Source organism: Phytohabitans sp. LZ39 (genome assembly GCF_059359075.1).
The window spans coordinates 12,434-30,573 of sequence record NZ_JCADBM010000038.1 but is presented as its reverse complement, the minus strand read 5'-3'; the positions used below and the strand labels follow the sequence as shown (position 1 = coordinate 30,573).

At 71.1% G+C, this 18,140-nt stretch carries 19 protein-coding genes; 7 read left to right on the top strand and 12 right to left on the bottom strand.

Annotated features, from left to right (window positions below; all coding sequences use genetic code 11):
• Positions 1-313: 313 nt before the first annotated feature.
• Together AC5L36_RS42995 and AC5L36_RS42990 are read right to left on the bottom strand one after the other, a co-directional pair.
• On the bottom strand, positions 314-862 hold the full coding sequence (locus tag AC5L36_RS42995) for a DUF1003 domain-containing protein (protein WP_441221954.1): 549 nt from the start codon (positions 860-862) through the stop codon (positions 314-316).
• Positions 855-2,114: a magnesium transporter MgtE N-terminal domain-containing protein gene (locus AC5L36_RS42990; RefSeq protein WP_441221956.1), complete on the bottom strand. Its 1,260-nt coding sequence runs from the start codon at positions 2,112-2,114 to the stop codon at positions 855-857. Before AC5L36_RS42990 ends, AC5L36_RS42995 begins: the two co-directional genes overlap by 8 nt.
• A gap of 32 nt (positions 2,115-2,146) precedes the next feature.
• On the opposite strand from AC5L36_RS42990, the gene AC5L36_RS42985 reads away from it, so the two are divergent.
• Positions 2,147-2,998, top strand: coding sequence for a PhzF family phenazine biosynthesis protein (locus AC5L36_RS42985; protein WP_441221958.1), 852 nt, complete (start codon positions 2,147-2,149; stop codon positions 2,996-2,998).
• Here AC5L36_RS42985 and AC5L36_RS42980 read toward each other — a convergent pair.
• Together AC5L36_RS42980 and AC5L36_RS42975 are read right to left on the bottom strand one after the other, a co-directional pair.
• Positions 2,985-3,461 carry a hypothetical protein gene (locus tag AC5L36_RS42980; RefSeq protein WP_441221959.1) on the bottom strand — a complete coding sequence of 159 codons (477 nt, stop codon included), beginning with the start codon at positions 3,459-3,461 and terminating at the stop codon, positions 2,985-2,987. The two genes, AC5L36_RS42985 and AC5L36_RS42980, sit on opposite strands and share 14 nt — an antisense overlap.
• 119 nt (positions 3,462-3,580) lie before the next feature.
• Positions 3,581-4,282, bottom strand: coding sequence for an HAD family hydrolase (locus AC5L36_RS42975; RefSeq protein ID WP_441221961.1), 702 nt, complete (start codon positions 4,280-4,282; stop codon positions 3,581-3,583).
• Between the two features lie 128 nt (positions 4,283-4,410).
• On the opposite strand from AC5L36_RS42975, the gene AC5L36_RS42970 reads away from it, so the two are divergent.
• Positions 4,411-5,325, top strand: a complete 915-nt coding sequence (locus AC5L36_RS42970) for a DMT family transporter (protein WP_441221963.1) — start codon at positions 4,411-4,413, stop codon at positions 5,323-5,325.
• Positions 5,326-5,411: 86 nt separating this feature from the next.
• Positions 5,412-6,368 (top strand): HpcH/HpaI aldolase/citrate lyase family protein, encoded by a 957-nt coding sequence (locus tag AC5L36_RS42965; RefSeq protein WP_441221965.1) that lies wholly within the window; start codon positions 5,412-5,414, stop codon positions 6,366-6,368.
• Between the two features lie 303 nt (positions 6,369-6,671).
• On the opposite strand, the gene AC5L36_RS42960 is transcribed toward AC5L36_RS42965, so the two are convergent.
• Positions 6,672-7,082, bottom strand: a complete 411-nt coding sequence (locus tag AC5L36_RS42960) for a DUF4190 domain-containing protein (protein ID WP_441221967.1) — start codon at positions 7,080-7,082, stop codon at positions 6,672-6,674.
• Between the two features lie 105 nt (positions 7,083-7,187).
• On the opposite strand from AC5L36_RS42960, the gene AC5L36_RS42955 reads away from it, so the two are divergent.
• Positions 7,188-7,985: an SDR family NAD(P)-dependent oxidoreductase gene (locus AC5L36_RS42955; protein WP_441221969.1), complete on the top strand. Its 798-nt coding sequence runs from the start codon at positions 7,188-7,190 to the stop codon at positions 7,983-7,985.
• A gap of 21 nt (positions 7,986-8,006) precedes the next feature.
• On the opposite strand, the gene AC5L36_RS42950 is transcribed toward AC5L36_RS42955, so the two are convergent.
• Positions 8,007-8,546, bottom strand: coding sequence for a DUF4190 domain-containing protein (locus AC5L36_RS42950; protein ID WP_441221971.1), 540 nt, complete (start codon positions 8,544-8,546; stop codon positions 8,007-8,009).
• 139 nt (positions 8,547-8,685) lie between these two features.
• On the opposite strand from AC5L36_RS42950, the gene AC5L36_RS42945 reads away from it, so the two are divergent.
• Complete coding sequence (locus tag AC5L36_RS42945; protein ID WP_441221973.1) at positions 8,686-9,882, top strand: acyl-CoA dehydrogenase family protein; 1,197 nt, start codon at positions 8,686-8,688, stop codon at positions 9,880-9,882.
• Positions 9,883-10,674: 792 nt separating this feature from the next.
• Here the strand turns inward: AC5L36_RS42945 and AC5L36_RS42940 are convergent.
• The 6 genes from AC5L36_RS42940 to AC5L36_RS42915 form a co-directional block, all read right to left on the bottom strand.
• On the bottom strand, positions 10,675-11,298 hold the full coding sequence (locus AC5L36_RS42940; RefSeq protein WP_441221975.1) for an excalibur calcium-binding domain-containing protein: 624 nt from the start codon (positions 11,296-11,298) through the stop codon (positions 10,675-10,677).
• 81 nt (positions 11,299-11,379) lie between these two features.
• The gene (locus AC5L36_RS42935) at positions 11,380-12,156 is read right to left on the bottom strand and encodes a hypothetical protein (protein WP_441221977.1); all 777 of its coding nucleotides are present in this window, start codon (positions 12,154-12,156) and stop codon (positions 11,380-11,382) included.
• 105 nt (positions 12,157-12,261) lie between these two features.
• On the bottom strand, positions 12,262-12,675 hold the full coding sequence (locus AC5L36_RS42930; protein WP_441221979.1) for a CoA-binding protein: 414 nt from the start codon (positions 12,673-12,675) through the stop codon (positions 12,262-12,264).
• 24 nt (positions 12,676-12,699) lie between these two features.
• Entirely contained in the window at positions 12,700-13,875 is a 1,176-nt protein-coding gene (locus AC5L36_RS42925; protein WP_441221981.1) for a hypothetical protein, read from the bottom strand.
• Between the two features lie 24 nt (positions 13,876-13,899).
• Positions 13,900-14,946, bottom strand: a complete 1,047-nt coding sequence (locus AC5L36_RS42920; protein ID WP_441221983.1) for an Rv2578c family radical SAM protein — start codon at positions 14,944-14,946, stop codon at positions 13,900-13,902.
• A 40-nt stretch (positions 14,947-14,986) separates the two neighbouring features.
• The gene (locus AC5L36_RS42915) at positions 14,987-16,009 is read right to left on the bottom strand and encodes a LacI family DNA-binding transcriptional regulator (protein WP_441221985.1); all 1,023 of its coding nucleotides are present in this window, start codon (positions 16,007-16,009) and stop codon (positions 14,987-14,989) included.
• Between the two features lie 169 nt (positions 16,010-16,178).
• Between AC5L36_RS42915 and AC5L36_RS42910 the strand changes: the two genes are divergently transcribed.
• Both AC5L36_RS42910 and AC5L36_RS42905 read left to right on the top strand, forming a co-directional pair.
• Positions 16,179-17,324: a Gfo/Idh/MocA family protein gene (locus AC5L36_RS42910; protein ID WP_441221987.1), complete on the top strand. Its 1,146-nt coding sequence runs from the start codon at positions 16,179-16,181 to the stop codon at positions 17,322-17,324.
• Positions 17,321-18,124, top strand: a complete 804-nt coding sequence (locus tag AC5L36_RS42905) for a sugar phosphate isomerase/epimerase family protein (RefSeq protein ID WP_441221988.1) — start codon at positions 17,321-17,323, stop codon at positions 18,122-18,124. Before AC5L36_RS42910 ends, AC5L36_RS42905 begins: the two co-directional genes overlap by 4 nt.
• Positions 18,125-18,140 lie beyond the last annotated feature (16 nt).

Sequence of the window (18,140 nt, the reverse complement as noted above, 5' to 3'; positions counted from 1 at the left end):
GCGGGCGGGGTGTGCATTTTAGGTCACTCGTCGGGCCTGTGTGGTCTTTTTGGATATTGTCGGTTTCCGGCTGGACTCCGTACCCCCTGAGGTGCGACGATCGTTGTAGAACGCCGCGCGCCTGGCCCCTTGGGGCGCGCGGCGCCACCCTTTCCAAGGCCTGTGCGTAGAACGCCGCGCGCCCGGCCACAGCGCTCCCAGTGCGGGCGCGCGGCGCCACCCTTTCCAAGGCCTGTGCGTAGAACGCCGCGCGCCTGGCCACAGCGCTCCCAGTGCGGGCGCGCGGCGCCACCCTTTCCAAGCGCCCGGGCGCCTAAGGGCCGTCGGTGTCCAGCTCGTCGTAGGGCTCGGACGGGACTTTCTTCTTGGCTTTGCGGGCCCGTTTCTGGGACTCCGCGATCTCCTCGCTCAGCCGCTGGAGCTCGGAACGGACGAAGTCGCGCGTCGCCACCTCGCCGAGCGCGATCCGCAGGGCCGCGATCTCCCGCGCCAGGTACTCGGTGTCCGCCTTCTGCGCATCCGCCCGCCGGCGGTCGTGCTCCAGGCCCAAGCGATCCCGGTCGGCCTGCCGGTTTTGCGCGAGCAGGATCAGCGGGGCGGCGTACGAGGCTTGCAGCGAGAGCATCAGCGTCAGGAACGTGAACGTGTACGGGTCGAAGCGCAGGTTGGCCGGCGCCAGCGCGTTCCAGCCGATCCACAGCAGGATCACCACGGTCATGTAGACCAGGAACTTCGCCGTGCCCATGTAGCGGGCGATGGCCTCCGACCACTGCCCGAAGGCCTCCGGGTTGAAGCGCGGCAGGCGGACCCGACGTGGCTCGCGTGGCTGGTCCAGCCGGTCCGGGCGACGTGTCTCAGCCACTCACACCTCCCGAAGCGGTATCCCGGTCGCGCCAGTCCGGTGGCAGCGAGTGGTCGAGGAGGTCGTCGACCGTCACCGCGCCGACCAGGCGGTTGGAGCCGTCGACGACCGGCAGGGCGACGAGGTCGTAGGTCGCCATGCGCCGGGTCACCTCGACCATCGGCGTCTCCGGCCGCAGCGGGTCGATGCCGCTGTCGAGCACGCCGCCGAGGATCTCGGCCGGCGGCTCCCGGAGCAGCCGCTGGAAGTGCACGATGCCCAGGTATCGCCCGGTGGGTGTGGCCATCGGCGCGCGGGCGACGAAGACCTGCGCGGCCACCGCGGGCGGCAGCTGCGGCTCGCGGATCCGGGCCAGCGCCTCGGCCACCGTGGTATCCGGCGTGAGGATCACCGGCTCGGAGGTCATCATGCTGCCGGCCGTCCCTTTCTGGTACTTCATCAGCTGGCGGACCGGGTCGGCCTCCTCCGGCTCCATCAGCTCGAAGAGCACCTCCTGCTCGGCGCGGGGCAGCTCGGCGAGCAGGTCGGCCGCGTCGTCCGGGTCCATCTCCTCGAGGACGTCGGCCGCCCGCTCGCGGTCGAGCGCGGCCAGGATCTCCACCTGGTCGTGCTCGGGCAGCTCGCCGAGCACGTCGGCGAGGCGCTCGTCGTCGAGGGCGGCGGCCACCTCGTTGCGCCGCTCGTCGGTCATGTCCTGTAGCGCGTTGGCCAGGTCGGCCGGGCGCATGCCCTCCAGGAGGGCGAGCAGGTTGGCGGTGCCCTGCGTGTCCGGTACGCCGATGAGGCCGCGCGCCCGCACCCAGTCGACCTCGCGGAGGTGGCCGCGGCGGGCGAGGCGGCCGGTGTGCTCGCGGACGGCGACCCGGACGAGCGACCACTCACCGAGCCGGTTGGGCTCCATCGCCACGTCGACGACGACGCCCGGCACCTCGTCCGGCTCGATCGTGACCCGCCGGTCCAGCAGGTCTTCGAGTACCAGGAGCTCGTTGGGACGCTTTTCGAACCGGCGGAGGTTGAGCGTGCCGGTGCCGAGCACCACCGCGTCGGTGTCGATCGAGGTGACGCGGCCCATCGGTAGGAAGATCCGCCGGCGCAGCGGCATCTCCGCCACCAGCCCGACCACCTGGGGCGGGCGGTTGGTGGTGCGCAGCCGCACGACCGCGTCCCGGACCCGGCCGACGTGGTCGCCGTTCGGGTCGAACACGGGGAGCCCGGCGAGCCGGGCGACGTACACCCTGGTCGCCGTGGTCACCAGCTCAGCGTAGTGCCATAGGCTGCGGAGGCATGTCGACCTTGGACTACCAGATCGTTGACGTCTTCACCGATCGCGCGTTCGCCGGCAACCCCCTCGCGGTGGTGTTCGGCGCTCAAGAGCTCACCACCGAGCAGCTGCTGGCGATCGCGCGGGAGTTCAACCTCTCGGAGACGGTGTTCATCCTGCCGCCCACCGATCCGGCGGCGGCCACGTACCGGGCGCGGATCTTCACGCCGAGGGTGGAGCTGCCCTTCGCCGGCCATCCCAGCGTCGGTGCGGCGGTCGTCCAGGCGGGCGGCCCCGGCCGGGTCATCCAGGAGTGCGGGGCGGGCTTGCTCCCGATCGAGGTGACCGGGGACGGCCGGGCCACGCTGACCGGCGGTACCCCGTCGGTCGGCGCCGAGCTGGACCCCGCGCCCCTGCTGGCGGCGGCCGGTCTGACCGCGGCCGATTTCGCCGGCCCGCCGCCGCGGTTGGCGGGCTGCGGCATCGACTTCCCGTACCTGTCCGTGCGGCCGGAGGCGGTGGCCCGCGCGGCGCTGGACCACGGCGCGGCCGCCCGTGAGGGCGTCGACGTGGTGACGATCGTGGGGTGGGACGCGACCACGAGCGTCGCGCACGTGCGGATGTTCGGCCCCGGCGTCGGCGTGGCGGAAGACCCGGCCACCGGCTCGGCCGCGCTCGGTCTCGGGGTGTGGCTGGTGGCGAGCGGCCTGCTGCCGGGTGAGGGCGAGTCGCCGTACTCGGTGCGCCAGGGCGCCGAGATCCAGCGCCCGTCCACACTGGACTGCACCGTGACGGCGGCCGGCGGCGTGGCCGTGCGCGCGACCGTGACGGGCCAGGTGGTGCCGGTGGCGGAGGGCCGGATCAACGTCCCTTAGCGCCACGCACCCGGTGCAGGCGGAAGGGGCGCTTGGCGGGCCGGGCGGCGGGCGACTCGCGCGGCGGCGCGGCCTCGGACGCGTCTCCCGGCGCTTCCGGGTCGCCGTCGGGCGCCAGCCGGTTGACCGTGCACTCGGCAGCCCAACGCTCGGCCAGGGCGGTGGCCGAGCCGGGCGCGTTGAGCCGCTTGGCGGCGAGCTGGGGCACCACGGTGGCCCACTCCTCGCTGCGCGGGTCGATCCGGGTCACCTCGGCCGGCCAGGTCACGATCCGTCCACCGTGATCGCCGCGGAGGCTCACGCGCGCCTCGTCCGCGTACGCGAGGCCGGGCGCGGCCTGCTCGCCGGGGCCGCTCACGATGTACAGCGCGTCGTCGAGCGGGAGGCACCACAGCGCGAGGGCCGGGCCGCCGTCGACCGACACCCACGCGACGGCCGCCTTCTTCAACGCCTCCGTCACCAATGAACTTTTTTCGACCCGTCCTCCGGGACCCTCCTGGCCGCCGGTCGCGGTCGGAGTCGCCGCAGCGCTGGCTTCAGGTCGAAAATCGTTCACCGGATCCGCCATGGAGGCATCATGCCTCAACCGACCGGCACCGGCGCCAGATCGACCATGCGGACCAGCTCGAACAGCCTGGTCACCGTGGGGCCGTTCCAGCCGGGCTCGGCGTTGAAGACGAGGTGGTGGGTGAGGTCCGGGGCGGCGAGCCGCACCGCCGTCATGCCGAGCTGGGCGGCACCGGTCAGCTCGCGGCTGCCGCCGTCGCCGACGTAGAGGCAGTCGCTCGGCGGGACACCGAGCCGCACGCAGGCCTCCAGGTAGATCGCGTGGTGCGGCTTGCACTGTCCGATCTCGACGGAGTACACGCGGGCGTCGAGCAAGCCGGCCACCCGCATCGTGGGCAGGAGCTGGGGCAGCTCGTGCGTGCAGTCGCTCACCACGGCTGTGGCCAGGCCGCGGCGGCGCAGCGCGCGGAGCGTGGCCACCGCGTCCGGGCGCAGTCTCGTGTCGGTGCGCATCGCCAGAAGCCGGGCGGCCAGCGCGGCCCGGAGCGCGCGGCGCGAGGGGCGCACGCCGACCTGTTCGGCCAGCCACCGCATCGTCTCCTCCGCCGAGCCGTACTCGCCGCGGGCCCGGTCGTAGAACGAGCTGTCGAGCACGGCGACCAGCGCATCCGGATCGCAGCCGAGCGCCTGGGCGACGGCGGTATGCGCCGGCCCGCGGCGCACGGAGAGCGTCAAAGTGCCGAAAAAATCAAAAAGCACCGCACGGTACGCGGGCACGATAGGTCAGCCTCCTTCCGTGCTCCAGGCACGGATCGGGCGAGCTTATAGGGATCACGACGTATGAACTGTCAGCCACTGTTGGTAATCAGTTAACTGCAAGAAGTTACGTGTGAGGATAAACCACCGTGCATCACCGCCTAGATCCCCTCACGCTGGCGGCGATCGGGCTGGCGGTGGTCTCGGTGTCGTCATCGGCGCCCCTGATCGCGTACGCCGCCGCGCCCGCCCTGGCCATCGCGTTCTGGCGCAACTTCCTCGCGCTCGGCGTGTTGGGGCCGGCCGCCCTGGTACGCCGCCGCGACGAGCTGCGGGCACTGGTCACCGGCGACCGCCGCCGCGAGGCCCGGTACAGCGTGCTGGCCGGGCTCGCCCTCGCCGCCCACTTCGCCACCTGGATGCCGAGCGCCCAGCTCACCTCGGTGGCGACCGCGACCGCGCTGGTCGCCACCCAGCCGGTGTGGCAGGGCCTGCTCGCGCTCGCGCAGGGTCGGCGGCTGCGGCCGGTCATGTGGGTGGGCATCGGCATCGCGGTGGCCGGTGCGGTGATCGCGACCGGCGCCGACCTCGGCACCTCCGGCCGTGCCATCGCCGGCGACCTGCTGGCGCTGGCCGGCGCCGTGGCGGTCGCCGTCTACACCGACCTCGGTGAACGGGCCCGCGCGGCGCTCAGCACCACCACGTACACGCTTGTCTGCTACTCGGTATGCGCCGCCGCGCTGCTGGTGGTCTGCCTCGTGGGCGGTGTGCGCCTCGGCGGGTACGGCCACACCACCTGGCTGGCGATCGTGGGCCTCGTGGTGGGCGCCCAGCTGCTCGGCCACTCGATGTTCAACTACGCGCTGCACAAGGTCTCCGCGACCACGGTCAGCATGCTGATCCTGCTCGAGGTGCCGGGCTCGGCGTTGATCGCCTGGCTGTGGCTGGAGCAGGTCCCGCGCGCCGCGGCCTACCCCGGGCTGGCGCTGCTGGTGGTGGGCGTCGCGGTGGTCGTCGTGGGTGGCGCCCGGGCCAGCCGGCGGGTGCCTCCACAGCCGGCGTGACATCTTCCACAGGTTGGTTCTCGCCGATCGGCGCGCGAGGTTACCGTTGGGTAGTTCTGCGCCTTACCGATCGCTAAGGAGCCTCGATGGTGGCAGTTGGACGCCCGCGCCGCTCCTGCCTAGCGGTGCCCGGATCGAGCCTCAAGATGCTCGACAAGGCCCGTGGACTCCCGGCTGACCAGGTCTTCCTCGACCTTGAAGACGCGGTGGCCCCGCTGGCCAAGCCGGATGCCCGCAAGAACATCGTGGCCGCGCTCAACGAGGGCGACTGGGGCCGTAAGACCAGGGTGGTCCGGGTCAACGACCTGACCACGCCGTGGACGTACCGCGACGTGGTCGAGGTGGTCGAAGGCGCCGGCGCCAACCTCGACTGCGTGATGCTGCCGAAGGTGCAGTCGGCGTCCCATGTGGAGTGGCTCGACCTCACGCTCACCCAGATCGAGAAGACACTCGGCCTCGAGGTCGGGCGGATCGGCATCGAGGCGCAGATCGAAAACGCCGCCGGTCTGGTCAACGTGGACGCGATCGCGGTCGCCTCGCCCCGCGTCGAGACGATCATCTTCGGCCCGGCCGACTTCATGGCCAGCATCAACATGCGGTCGCTCGTGGTCGGCGCGCTGATCCCGGACTACCCGGGCGACCCGTACCACTACATCCTGATGCGCATCCTGATGGCCGCGCGCATGCACGACAAGCAGGCCATCGACGGGCCGTTCCTCCAGATCCGTGACGTCGACGGCTTTCGCGAGGTGGCCAAGCGGTCGGCGGCGCTCGGCTTCGACGGCAAGTGGGTGCTGCACCCGGGCCAGATCGACGCGGCCAACGAGGTGTACTCCCCGGCCCAGGACGACTACGACCACGCCGAGCTGATCCTCGACGCGTACGAGTACTACACCTCCGAGGCGGGCGGGCGGCTGGGCGCGGTGATGCTCGGCGACGAGATGATCGACGAGGCGTCGCGCAAGATGGCGCTGGTGGTCGCCGCCAAGGGCCGCGCGGCGGGCATGCGCCGCACGACCACCTTCACCCCACCCGAGAGCTGAATCCAGAGAGCTACCGCGACGTCCGCCGTGGTCCGGACCGTTGCTCCCGCGGCCTCACCCGTCCGCCGCTGGTCGCGCCCACCCCCGCGTCTGGTCGCGGTGCCGCGGGGCCCTTGCCGGTCCTGTCACCCGTGCGCCTCGATCAACTCAGCTGAGTGGCGTGGGGTCCGGTCTTGTCCCGCGGACCCGGCAGCGGAGGTCGGGGGTTTCGGCTCGCCCCGCGAGCCGCCGACCGGAGCGTTGCCCGCGGGAGCATACGGTCCGCGGCTGACGCGGACCGGGGAAATCTGCCTGGATCGTGATCTAGTACGTGCTGCTGTTGCCGTTGTTGACCGCGATGATGATGATCACGACGTAGAACGCGATGAGCAGCACCAGCAGGGCGGTCAGGATCCAGCCGACGATGATGCCGGCCAGCGCCAGGCCGTCGCCGCCCTCGCCCCGCTCGCGGATCTGCTTGCGGGCGACGTGGCCCAGGATCGCGCCCACCGGTGCGCTGATGCACGTCGCGAGGCCGGCGAGCGAGCAGACCAGCGCCGCGATCGCCAGCCCGTTGGTGGGCGGCGCGGGCTGGTAGGGCGGGTACCCCGGATACATCGGCGCCGCGTAGCCCTCCGGGATCGGCTGGCCGCTCACCGGGTAGCCCGGGTCCTGCTGGCCGGGCTGCGGCGGCCAGGAGGGGTCGCTCCAGTTGCCGGACTGCGGGTGCGTCATGACGATCTCCGTGTTAGAGGGTGGCCGTCAGGGTAGCGGCCCGGGGCCACCCGTTGGGGTACCCCGTCGTTGCCCACGCCGGGCGGACCGGGCAGGATCGCGGGCATGGACGACGACGCGACCACTACCGTGCCCGACTACGGTTCGCTCCGCCTCGACGGCCGGGTGGCGCTGGTCACCGGCGCCGGCAGCTCCGACGGCATCGGCTACGCGACCGCCCGCCGGCTGGTCGACCTCGGCGCCCGGGTGGCGATCGTGTCCACCACCCGCCGCATCCACGAGCGCGCGTCGGAGCTCGGCGCCATCGGGTTCGTCGCCGATTTGACCGACGAGTCCGAGGTGGGCGCGCTGGCCGACGCGATCGCCGAGCAGCTCGGCGACGTCGAGGTGCTGGTCAACAATGCCGGCCTGGCGAGCCGCACCAGCCCGGAGGTGTTGCGGCCGGTCGCGCAGCTCACGTTCGACGAGTGGCGGGCCGAGATCGACCGCAACCTGACCACGGCGTTCCTGTGCAGCCGGGCGTTCATCGGCGGCATGGCCGAGCGCGGCTGGGGGCGCATCGTCAACCTGGCCGCCACCGCCGGCCCGATCAACGCGCTGCCCACCGAGGCGGCCTACGCGGCTGCCAAGGCGGGCGTCGTCGGGCTCACCCGCGCGCTGGCGATGGAGATGGTCGCCGACGGCGTGACCGTCAACGCCGTCGCGCCCGGCACGATCTACACCGCGGCGTCCACCGTGGCCGAGCTCAAGCAGGGTCTGGGCACGCCGATCGGGCGGCCGGGCACGCCGGACGAGGTCGCCGCCGCGATCACGTTCCTCTGCTCGCCGGCTGCTTCGTACATCACCGGGCAGATGCTCGTGGTCGACGGCGGCAACAGCGTGCGCGAGGCGCAGTTTCGGTAGGCCGGCGCCCGCGCCCCGGGCTCAGTAGGTGGTGCCGCTGCCGTCGGTGGCGATCGCGGCGATCACGCCGATGCAGCAGAAGGCCAGCGTGAGACCGGTGAAGATGTAGCTGAGCACGAGCCCGGCGGTGGCCAGGCCGCTGCCCTGCTCGCCGCGCTCCTTGATCTGCTTCTTCGCGATGTGGCCGAGCACGATGCCCACCGGTGCGAAGATGAACGCGAACACCAGCGACAGGATCGCCATGACGTTGGTGCTGCTCGACTGGGGCGGGTATCCGCCGGCGGCGTACTGGGGAGTGCCGTAGCCCTGCGCGCCGTACTGCGGCGTGCTGTACTGCCCGCCGTAGGGCTGCTGGCCCCCGTACTCCTGCCCGGTGTACGGCTGGCCGCTGTACGGCGAGGCGGGCGAACCGGGCTGGCTCCCGTAGGACGGCCCCGGCGACCCAGGCTGGCTGCCGTACGGCGCGCCCGACCCGGGCTGCGGCGTGCCGTACGGATCCGAGTACGGCTGCTGCGGCTGATTGGGGTCGTAAGGCTGCTGCGGCTGGTATGGGTCGGTCATTCTGTTTGCCTCCTTGTCCCCCGGCACGCTACTAGGCCCGGTGAACCTTTTCACACACGTCCCGCGCGACCGACCATGGGAGCATACTGAGCAAGCGTTTAGTTACCTGCCGGTAATGAACAGGAACCCGGGAGGACCCATGGCCCGCCTCGCCCAGACGCCCGGTCTGACCGACGTCCAGCGGTCGATCCTGGAAACCGTGCGGGAGTTCGCCGACAAGGAGATCATCCCGCACGCGCAGCGGCTGGAGCACGCCGACGAGTACCCGGCGGACATCGTCGACGGCATGCGGGAGATGGGACTCTTCGGGCTCACCATCGCCGAGGAGCACGGCGGGCTGGGCGAGTCGCTGCTCACGTACGCCCTCGTGGTCGAGGAGCTGTCCCGTGGCTGGATGTCGATCTCCGGGATCGTCAACACGCACTTCATCGTCGCCTACCTGATCTCCCAGCACGGCACGCCCGAGCAGAAGGCCAGCCTGCTGCCCCGGATGGCGACCGGCGAGGTGCGCGGCGCGTTCTCGATGTCGGAGCCGGGGTGCGGCTCGGACGTGGCGGCCATCCGCTCCAAGGCCATCCGCGACGGCGCCGACTATGTCCTCAATGGACAGAAGATGTGGCTGACCAACGGCGCGTACTCCTCGGTGGTCGCCACGCTGGTCAAGACCGACACCGGCGCGGAGTCGGTGTACGGCAACATGACGACCTTCCTGCTGGAGAAGGAGCCGGGCTTCGGCGAGACCGCGCCCGGGCTCACCATCCCCGGGAAGATCGAGAAGATGGGCTACAAGGGCGTCGAGACGACCGAGATGATCCTCGACGGCGTGCGCGTGCCACCGTCCACTGTGCTCGGTGGCGAGGCCGGCGTCGGCCGCGGCTTCTACCAGATGATGGACGGCATCGAAGTCGGCCGGGTCAACGTCGCGGCGCGCGCCTGCGGCATCTCCATCCGCGCCTTCGAGCTCGCGATCGCGTACGCCCAGCAGCGCCAGACCTTCGGCACACCCCTGACCGGCCACCAGGCGATCGCGTTCAAGCTCGCCGAGATGGGCACGAAGATCGAGGCGGCGCACGCCCTCATGGTCAACGCCGCTCGCCTCAAGGACTCCGGCGCCCGCAACGACGTCGAGGCCGGCATGGCCAAGCTGCTCGCGTCGGAGTACTGCGCCGAGGTGGTGCAGGAGGCGTTTCGCATCCACGGCGGCTACGGCTACTCCAAGGAGTACGAGATCGAGCGGCTCATGCGCGAGGCGCCGTTCCTCTTGATCGGCGAGGGCACCTCGGAGATCCAGAAGACGATCATCTCGCGCGGCCTGCTCAAGGAGTACCGCGCCTAGAGACCTTTCGGGATCAGGGTCGCCGCGGTCTCGGGCTCGATTCAAAGGCAGATTTCGGCTACCGCGATTTCCGTCGTGGTCCCGACCGCTGCGCGGGGCCCCCGGGGGAAACGTGGAGCGCAGCGGAGCGTTTTCTTGGGGTGCATTTCCCGCGGCCTCACCCGTCCGCCGCTGGTCACGCTCACCCCGCGCGTGGTCCGTTTGTCCCCAATGCCCCATGCCGAAGCGACGGGCAACAGACCGGACAGAGGCGCTGTCACCGCGGGTAACCGCCGCGGTGGCGTGGACGGTGTCCGGTGCGAGATCTTGGAGAGTTAGGGCGCTATTTCAACCCTAAGCGTTCTAGATCTCGAAGGCCGACCCCGCAGCTGGTGACGCTGTGTCAGGATGCTGGCGGTGGTGGGGCTTGTCGCGCGGAGCTGGCAGTGGACGGCCGGGGATCTCGGCTCGCCAGGGCGAGCCGCCGGCCGGGAGCGGTGCCCGCGGGAGCATGCGGTCTACCGCTGACATGGACCTGGGAAAAGTCCTGTCTCGGATTTGACCGTGCATTGTGGCCAAGCGCACCCACCCCGACCGCGAAAGCTCTCAAGAGATTCTGGATCCGCGGGTTACGCCCGTCGCGGCGGCTGATTTGCCCGCGTCCGCGCCTGTCGAACGCAGCGGTGGGTGGGCGCGACCAACGGCGGATGGGTGAGGCAGCGGGAGCAACGGCATGGACCACGACGGACATCGCGGTAGCTCAAATCTTGGAATTTGGGCTTGGCCGGCCACGGAGCCCGAGTCGTCGCTGTGCTAGCCCTTGTCTTTCGTTTTCTCGTCGCAGGCGATGCCGTTGCCGTCCTTGTCGAGCTTGTCGCGGTAGCCGGGATCGCCGGGGTAGAGCGGCGCGGCGCCAGCCCGTTCGGCCTTGTTGCAGTTCTGGTAGTACACCGTCGAGGCCGTCGACGGCGGGGCGGGCTTTGTCGCGTCGCCGCCGGCATCCGCCGCCGGCTTGGTGGTGGCACTGCTGCGGCGCGGCGTCGCGGTGCTCGGCGGTGACCCGGACTTGCCGGCGGGCGGCGGCGCGTGCTCGGCCGGCGCACCTCGGCCCGTCGTCGGTGGCGGCTGGACCGCCGGCTCGGGCGCCACGCGCGCGGGCACCTCGGGCGACTGCGCCTGATGCGCCGGGTTGGCGAGCACCACGCCGAAGATCGCCGTGCCAGCCGCGATCGCGACGATCAACGCCATCACGAAGAGCACGAAGCGCCGCTTGTTGGCGAACCTGGCGGCGCGACCGGTCGGGGCCGAGTCGGCCGCGGGCTCGGGCACCGGCCGGCCCTTGCGAAGCGGCCGGTAGTGCGCGGACGCCTGGTTTCCCCGCCCGTAGACAACCGCGCGTCGCTGCTGCGACGGCTCGTCGAGGGGCGGAAACGTCACCCGAAGAGTCTTACATGTACCTACGGCACAGATGGGGGCCGATACACCACTCTGGTGTCCGAAACTCGATCGATACCTTGTCTAGAGATCCAGGACGGTGACCAGGCGATCAAGCTCTTGGCGGGTGCCGATATCGGCCCTGTGCTGGGGATTGTCGACGTAGTGGCGGATCGCGCCGGCGAGGAAAGCGGCATCGACGGCGAGCCAGCGGTGCATGATGCGTACCACGAAAGCGCCGTAGTCCGGGGGCCGCCGGCGGACCAGGATCGAGATCTGGCGCGGCTTTTCCACCGGTGCCGGTGGCCCGCTCGCAAGCACCGACTCCCAGCGCACGAGCCGGGTGCGCACGGTGCGCACGAGCAGCCCGCCCGGTCGCAGCTCCACGCGCGGTCCGCGGAAGAGCGTCCAACCCGCGACCGTGAAGATCACCGCTACGGTCACGAACGTCTGCACCCAGCCGGCCGCCGAGATGCTCACCTCACCGTCGGGCGCGCGCTCGGTCGCCAGGCCGTTGCCGGCCAGAAACATCAGCATGATGACGAACGGCCCCACCATCCATGGCGACGTCGGCGTCACGAACGCCGGCCGGCCATGGTCCATGGCGAGCAACAGCGCCCGCGGGGCCGGTCGCGGCCGCGGACACAGGCGGGTGAAGGCCAGCAGGGGAACGGCCAGTGCCGTCACCGCGCCGGCCGCGTAGACCGCGAACGCCGGCATGAAGCTCAGCCGCCACGACATCGGCTCGATGCCGAACTCCACGATCACCCGCAGCGCGAACGCGCCGATGCCCAGAAGCAGCGCCGTGGCCTGGACGTTGCTCACGCTGGTGGTCAGATCCTCACGGACGTGTCGGGTCACGTGAGCTCCGGACCGGGTGGTGGGTTCGCCGGGACGGTCATGCTTGGCAGGGTATGGAAACCTTTCGTCCGGCGCGAGTCCGGTTTTGTGCGACGCCGGCGCCACTCAGGCGGCCGGGTGGCGGGTGAGATTGCCCACGGCGCGCTCGACCGCGATGCAGCGATCCTCCACGTAGTCGATGCCGGCATCCGTGGCGATCCGCCGCGCCTCGGGCGAGACGATGTCGAGCTGGAGCCACACCGCCAGCGCACCGACGGCGACCGCCTCCCGGACCACCTCGACCGCGTCGTCGGCCGGGCGAAACACGTCGACGAGATCGACCTTCTCCGGGATGTCCGCCAGTGACCGGTACACCTTCTCGCCGAACAGCTCGTCCGCGTACGGGTTGACCGGGATGATCCGCCAGCCGTGGCGTTGTATCTGGAGCGGCACGGTGTGTGCCGGCTTTTCGGGGTCGCGGGACGCCCCGACCACCGCGATGACCGCGGATTCCGCCAGGATCTGCTGAGGGGTGCGCACGGTCCGACGATAGCTCGCGATCGATCAGGCGTTCGGGGCGCGACCGCGGGCGCGGTCGAGCACGTCGGCGGCCAGCCCGTGGAGCGGGTGATCCGGTGGTGCCGCGCGCAGGATGCTCCGCGCGATCTCGGTCGCCGCGGTGGCGTCTCCCTCGTCGCCGGTCCGCTCGTATCGGGCCAGGTGGATCGCGCCGACGTCGAGGATCCGCTCGAGGTAGTCCATGTGATCGGGCGCGGTCGCCTCGACCGCCGCGTGGGCCGCGCGCAGCGCCGCCGCCAGGTCGGCTTCGTCGCCGGTGACCTCGTAGCGGCCGCGGTGTGCCTGGTGCAGTGCGCTCAGCCGGGTGCCGAGGGCGGGGTCGTCCGGCGCGGTCGTGTCCACCGAGGTCTTGATCTCCGTTAGCGCCGCGTCCAACTCGGCGGGATCCTGCGACACGTACGCGTACCGCAAGAGCCGGGTCTGCCCGAGGTTGCACAGGTACATCGGGCGGTCTTCGTGGTCGCCGGGCGCGGCCGCCAGCGCCGTCTGGTACGACCGGATCGACGCGTCGAGGTCTTCAGTGTCCATAGTGGACACGAAGCGTGCCTGGAGGAAGCCGCCGAGCGTGCTGAGCCGGTTGGTGTACCTGGGGTCGAACGCCGCCGTCTCCGCGATCACCGCACGGGCGGTCGTGATCGCCTCGGTGAGGTCGGCGAGGTCACCGCTGCGGCCGAAGCGGAGGTGCTGTGCCTCCGCGAGGTTCATCCGGAACGCCAGGCTCTCCGACCAGTCCCGGCACTCGCGGATCGCGTGCCGGGTCGCGGTGATCACCCCGTCGATCTCGTCGAGCGGCGATCCGGAGAACGAGAAGACGGCGATCGTCCGCGGGGTGAGCCGCAGCGGCTGGCGCGGCACCTCGGCAAGCTTGCGTATCTGCTCGGCCAGGTCGGGCACCCAGTCGTACACCGGGCCGAGCAGCGACTCGGCCACCTCGCGGTCGTCGCCGCCCGGCCTGGCGACGTCGCGGGCGTGGTGCAGCAGCCCGGCCGCGTGGTACGCGTGGATCCACGCGCCGGCGTCCCTGGTCTCGTCGGTCATCGCCAGCAGCGCCCGCGCGTCACGCACACCGGCCGGGTCGAGCACGTCTTCGGCATCGCCGCTGTTGACGTATCGGTTTACCCGAGCTCGTACCGCGGCGAGAAGCTCATCCAGCGGAGGCACGCTCCGAAGTAGAGCAGGTTCGAACTACAGAAGGGTTAACTGCTCCGGCTCGGGTGGGGGCGGGGGCGACTCGGTCTGGCGGGCATCGCCCGGCTCGGCGCGGTCGAGGCCGTGCCGCCGCGCGGCAATGCGCACCCGCGCGGTCACCTCCCGCTGGTACTCCTTCGGCAGGTAGGAACCCCGCCCGTACAGCCGGCGGTAGTGCGGGGCGAGAGCCGGAAACTCGCGGGTCAACCACGACGCGTACCACTCGCGGGCGCCGGGCCGCAGGTGCAGCGGGATCGGCGTGACGCTGGCCGCGCCGGAGGCCGCGATCGCCGCCACCGTCGCCTCGATCGAGTCGTCGGTGTCGGTGAGGCCGGGCAGGATCGGCGCCATCAGCACACTCACCCGAAAGCCCGCGTCGGTCAGCGTGCGCACCGCGTCGAGCCGGCGTCGCGGGCTTGGCGTGCCCGACTCGACCGACCGCCACATCCGCTCGTCGACGAAGCCCACCGACATCGCGACGCCGACCTGCGTCACCTCGGCGGCCTGCCGGAGCAGGGGCAGGTCGCGCAGGATCAGCGTGCCCTTGGTGAGGATCGAGAACGGGTTGGCGAAGTCGCGCAGCGCCGACAGGATCCTCGGCATCAACTGGTATCGCCCCTCGGCCCGCTGGTACGGGTCGACGTTGGTGCCCATCGCGATGTGCTCGCCCCGCCACTTTGGCGCGGCGAGCTCGCGCCGCACGAGCTCGCCCGCGTTGACCTTCACCACGACCTTGGTGTCGAAGTCGTGGCCCGCGTCGAGATCGAGGTAGGTGTGCGTGCCGCGGGCGAAGCAGTAGCTGCACGCGTGGCCGCATCCGCGATACGGATTGATCGTCCACAGGAACGACATGCGGGACGACGCCGGCACCTTGTTGATGATGCTCTTGGCCTGCACCTCGTAGAAGGTCATGCCGGCGAAGCCCGGCGTGTCGAACGTGCGGGCCACCGCGCCGGGCAGCGCCAGCGGCAGGGGTGGAGCCGCTGGCGCTGGCCCGTCAGGGACCTCTCCGTCGGGGGGAGCCGACAGGTTGTCCCAGCGCATGCAGTCTATTCGAACATGCGTACGAGTCCAGTGCAAGCAATTACGGGCGTGGCGCGCCGGTGCTGTCGCGGCGGACCAACTCGGCGCCGACCTGCTCGATCCGGGGCGCCGTGTGATCGGCCGGCTCCTCCAGAGCGAGTGTCATCGCCCGCGCGCCCATGTCGACGAGCGGCAGCCGCACGGTGGTCAGCGCCGGCGTCACGTCGCGGGCGATCGGCATGTCGTCGAAGCCGATGACGCTCACCCGCTCGGGCACCGCGATGCCGCGCGAGCGCAGCAGCGACAGCGCGCCGATGGCCATCGAGTCGTTGAGCGCGGCCATGGCGGTGAGGTCAGGCTCGGCATCCAGGAGCGCGGCGGCCGCCTCGGCACCGCTCGTGCGGTCGAAGTCGGCGTACGCCACGCGGGTCGCCGGCAGCTTGTGGCCGTGCTCGCGGGCGGCCCGGCGCAGGCCGGCGAGGCGGTCGGTCGTGGTGGTGAGCTGCTTGGGGCCGGCGATCACGCCGATCCGCTCGTGGCCGAGCTCGTAGAGGTGGCTGGCCAGCAGGTAGCCGCCCATCTCGTTGTCGGGCACGACCGCGTCGCCGGCGTGCTCGTGCCGGCCGATCACCGCCACCCGGCCGCCCGTGCTCTCGTACACCCGGAGCTTGCCGTCGAGTGCCTTCGTGAAGTCTTCGTCGTGGTAGCCGGAGCCGGCGAGCACGATCGCGGCGACTTGGTGGGCGCGGAGCAGCTCGACGTACTCCAGCTCCTTGACCGGGTCGCGGTAGCTGTTGCAGATGATGACGAGCCGGCCGTGCGCGGTGGCGACCCGCTGGAGGCCGCGGGTGATCTCCGCGAAGTACGGGTCGGAGACGTCGTGCACGATCACGCCGATCGCGGTGCGGTGCGAGCGCGCCAGGAGCTGGGCGTGCGCGTTCGGCACGTACTGAAGCTCCTCGACGGCGGCCAGCACCCGCTCGCGGAGCGCGTCGGTGACCGGCTTTGAGCTGCCGTTGATGATCCGTGACGCGGTGGCCGGCGAAACGCCCGCACGCCGCGCCACATCGGCAAGCGTCGCCATCTGAGACCTCCGACCCACGCGCACCGGCGCCAGCCCACGGCACCCAGGTTTATTTGCCGACTGAGAATACCGTGGACCTGCCCATATATAGGAAAGGCCTTGCAGCGCAACAGCGACCGCCAGTACCGTGATCGAGGAAAGCGCTTACCTTAGAACGATTGGACCTTCCATGGCCCGCAGGACGATCGGCATCGCGCTCAACGGCGTGACCGGCCGGATGGGATATCGGCAGCATCTGGTGCGGTCGCTGCTGGCGATCCGCGAGCAGGGCGGCCTGCCGTTGCGCGACGGCACCCGGCTGTGGCCGGAGCCGGTGCTCGTGGGCCGGAGCGAGACCAAGCTCCGGGAGATCGCCGACCGGCACGGGCTCACCGACTGGACCACCGACCTGACGGCCGCGCTGGCCCGCCCCGACGTCGAGGTCTACTTCGACTCCCAGGTGACCGCCCAGCGGGAGAAGGCGCTGCGCGCCGCGATCGACGCGGGCAAGCACATCTACACCGAAAAGCCGATCGCCGAAGACCTGACCACCGCCGTCGACCTGGCCCGCCTGGCCGACGGCGCCGGCATCAAGCACGGCGTCGTGCAGGACAAGCTCTTCCTGCCCGGCCTGCGCAAGCTGGCCCGCCTGGTGGAGGGCGGCTTCTTCGGCCGCATCCTGTCCGTGCGTGGCGAGTTCGGCTACTGGGTCTTCGAGGGCGACTGGCAGACCGCCCAGCGTCCTTCGTGGAACTACCGGGCCGCCGACGGCGGTGGGATCACAGTGGACATGTTTCCGCACTGGCACTACGTGCTGGAGCAGATCTTCGGCCGGGTCAGCGCGGTCAGCGCGCACGTCACCACACACATCGGCCGGCGGTGGGACGAGGCCGGCGAGGGATACGAGGCGACCGCCGACGACGCGGCGTACGGCATCTTCGAGATCGAGGGCGGCATCGTCGCGCAGATCAACTCCTCGTGGGCCGTGCGGGTCTACCGCGACGAGCTTGTGGAGTTTCAGGTCGACGGCACCGAGGGGAGCGCGGTCGCCGGCTTGCGTAACTGCCGCATCCAGCACCGCGCCAGCACGCCCAAGCCGGTGTGGAACCCTGACCTGCCCGCCACCGAAGACTTCCGCGCACAGTGGCAGGTCGTGCCGGACAACGAGGAGTTCGACAACGGCTTCAAGGCGCAGTGGGAGCTGTTCCTGCGGCACGTGGTCGACGACGCGCCGTACACGTGGGATCTGTGGGCCGGCGCCCGCGGCGTCCAGCTGGCCGAGCTGGGCCTGCGCTCCGCCCGCGAAGGCCGCCGCATCGAGATCCCAGAGCTGTGACGCGCTTCTCGTTCAACCAGGCGACGGCCAACCGGTGGCCGATCCCCGACCTGGTGGCCGGGTGTGTCGAGGCCGGCGTCACGCGCGTGGGGCTGTGGCGCGAGCAGGTCGCGGAGTTCGGCCTGGAGAAGACCGCGGCGCTCGTGAGAGACGCCGGGCTCGAGGTCACCTCACTGTGCCGCGGGGGTTTCTTCCAAACCCCCCATTGGTACGAGGAGAACAGTCGCGCCGTCGCGGAGGCGCATAGGCTCGGGGCGCCCGTGCTGGTGCTGGTATCGGGCGGGCTGCCGCCCGGTGGCCGTGACATCGACGCGGCCCGCCGCCACGTCGGTGAGGCGATCGGCAGCCTGGTGCCGGTCGCTCAGGACGCGGGGGTTCAGCTCGCGATCGAGCCGCTGCACCCGATGTTCGCCTCGGACCGGTGCGTGGTGTCGACCCTCGGCCAGGCGCTCGACCTCGCCGCGCCCTACCCGGCCGAGGCGGTCGGCGTGGTCGTCGACACCTACCACGTGTGGTGGGACGACACGGTGTGGGCGCAGATCGAGCGGGCCGGGCGGGAGGGGCGGATCGCCTGCTTCCAGGCGGCCGACTGGATCACCCCGCTGCCCGAGGGCGTGCTGCTGGGCCGCGGGCTGCCGGGAGAGGGGTGCATCGAGCTGCGGCGCTTTCGCGAGGCGGTCGATGCCGCCGGCTACACCGGGCCGGTCGAGGTCGAGGTCTTCCACGCCGACCTCTGGGCCCGTCCGGGTGCCGAGATCCTCGCCGACACCATCGCCGCGTACGAGGAGCACGTCAGATAGCGAGGGCGCCCCTCAA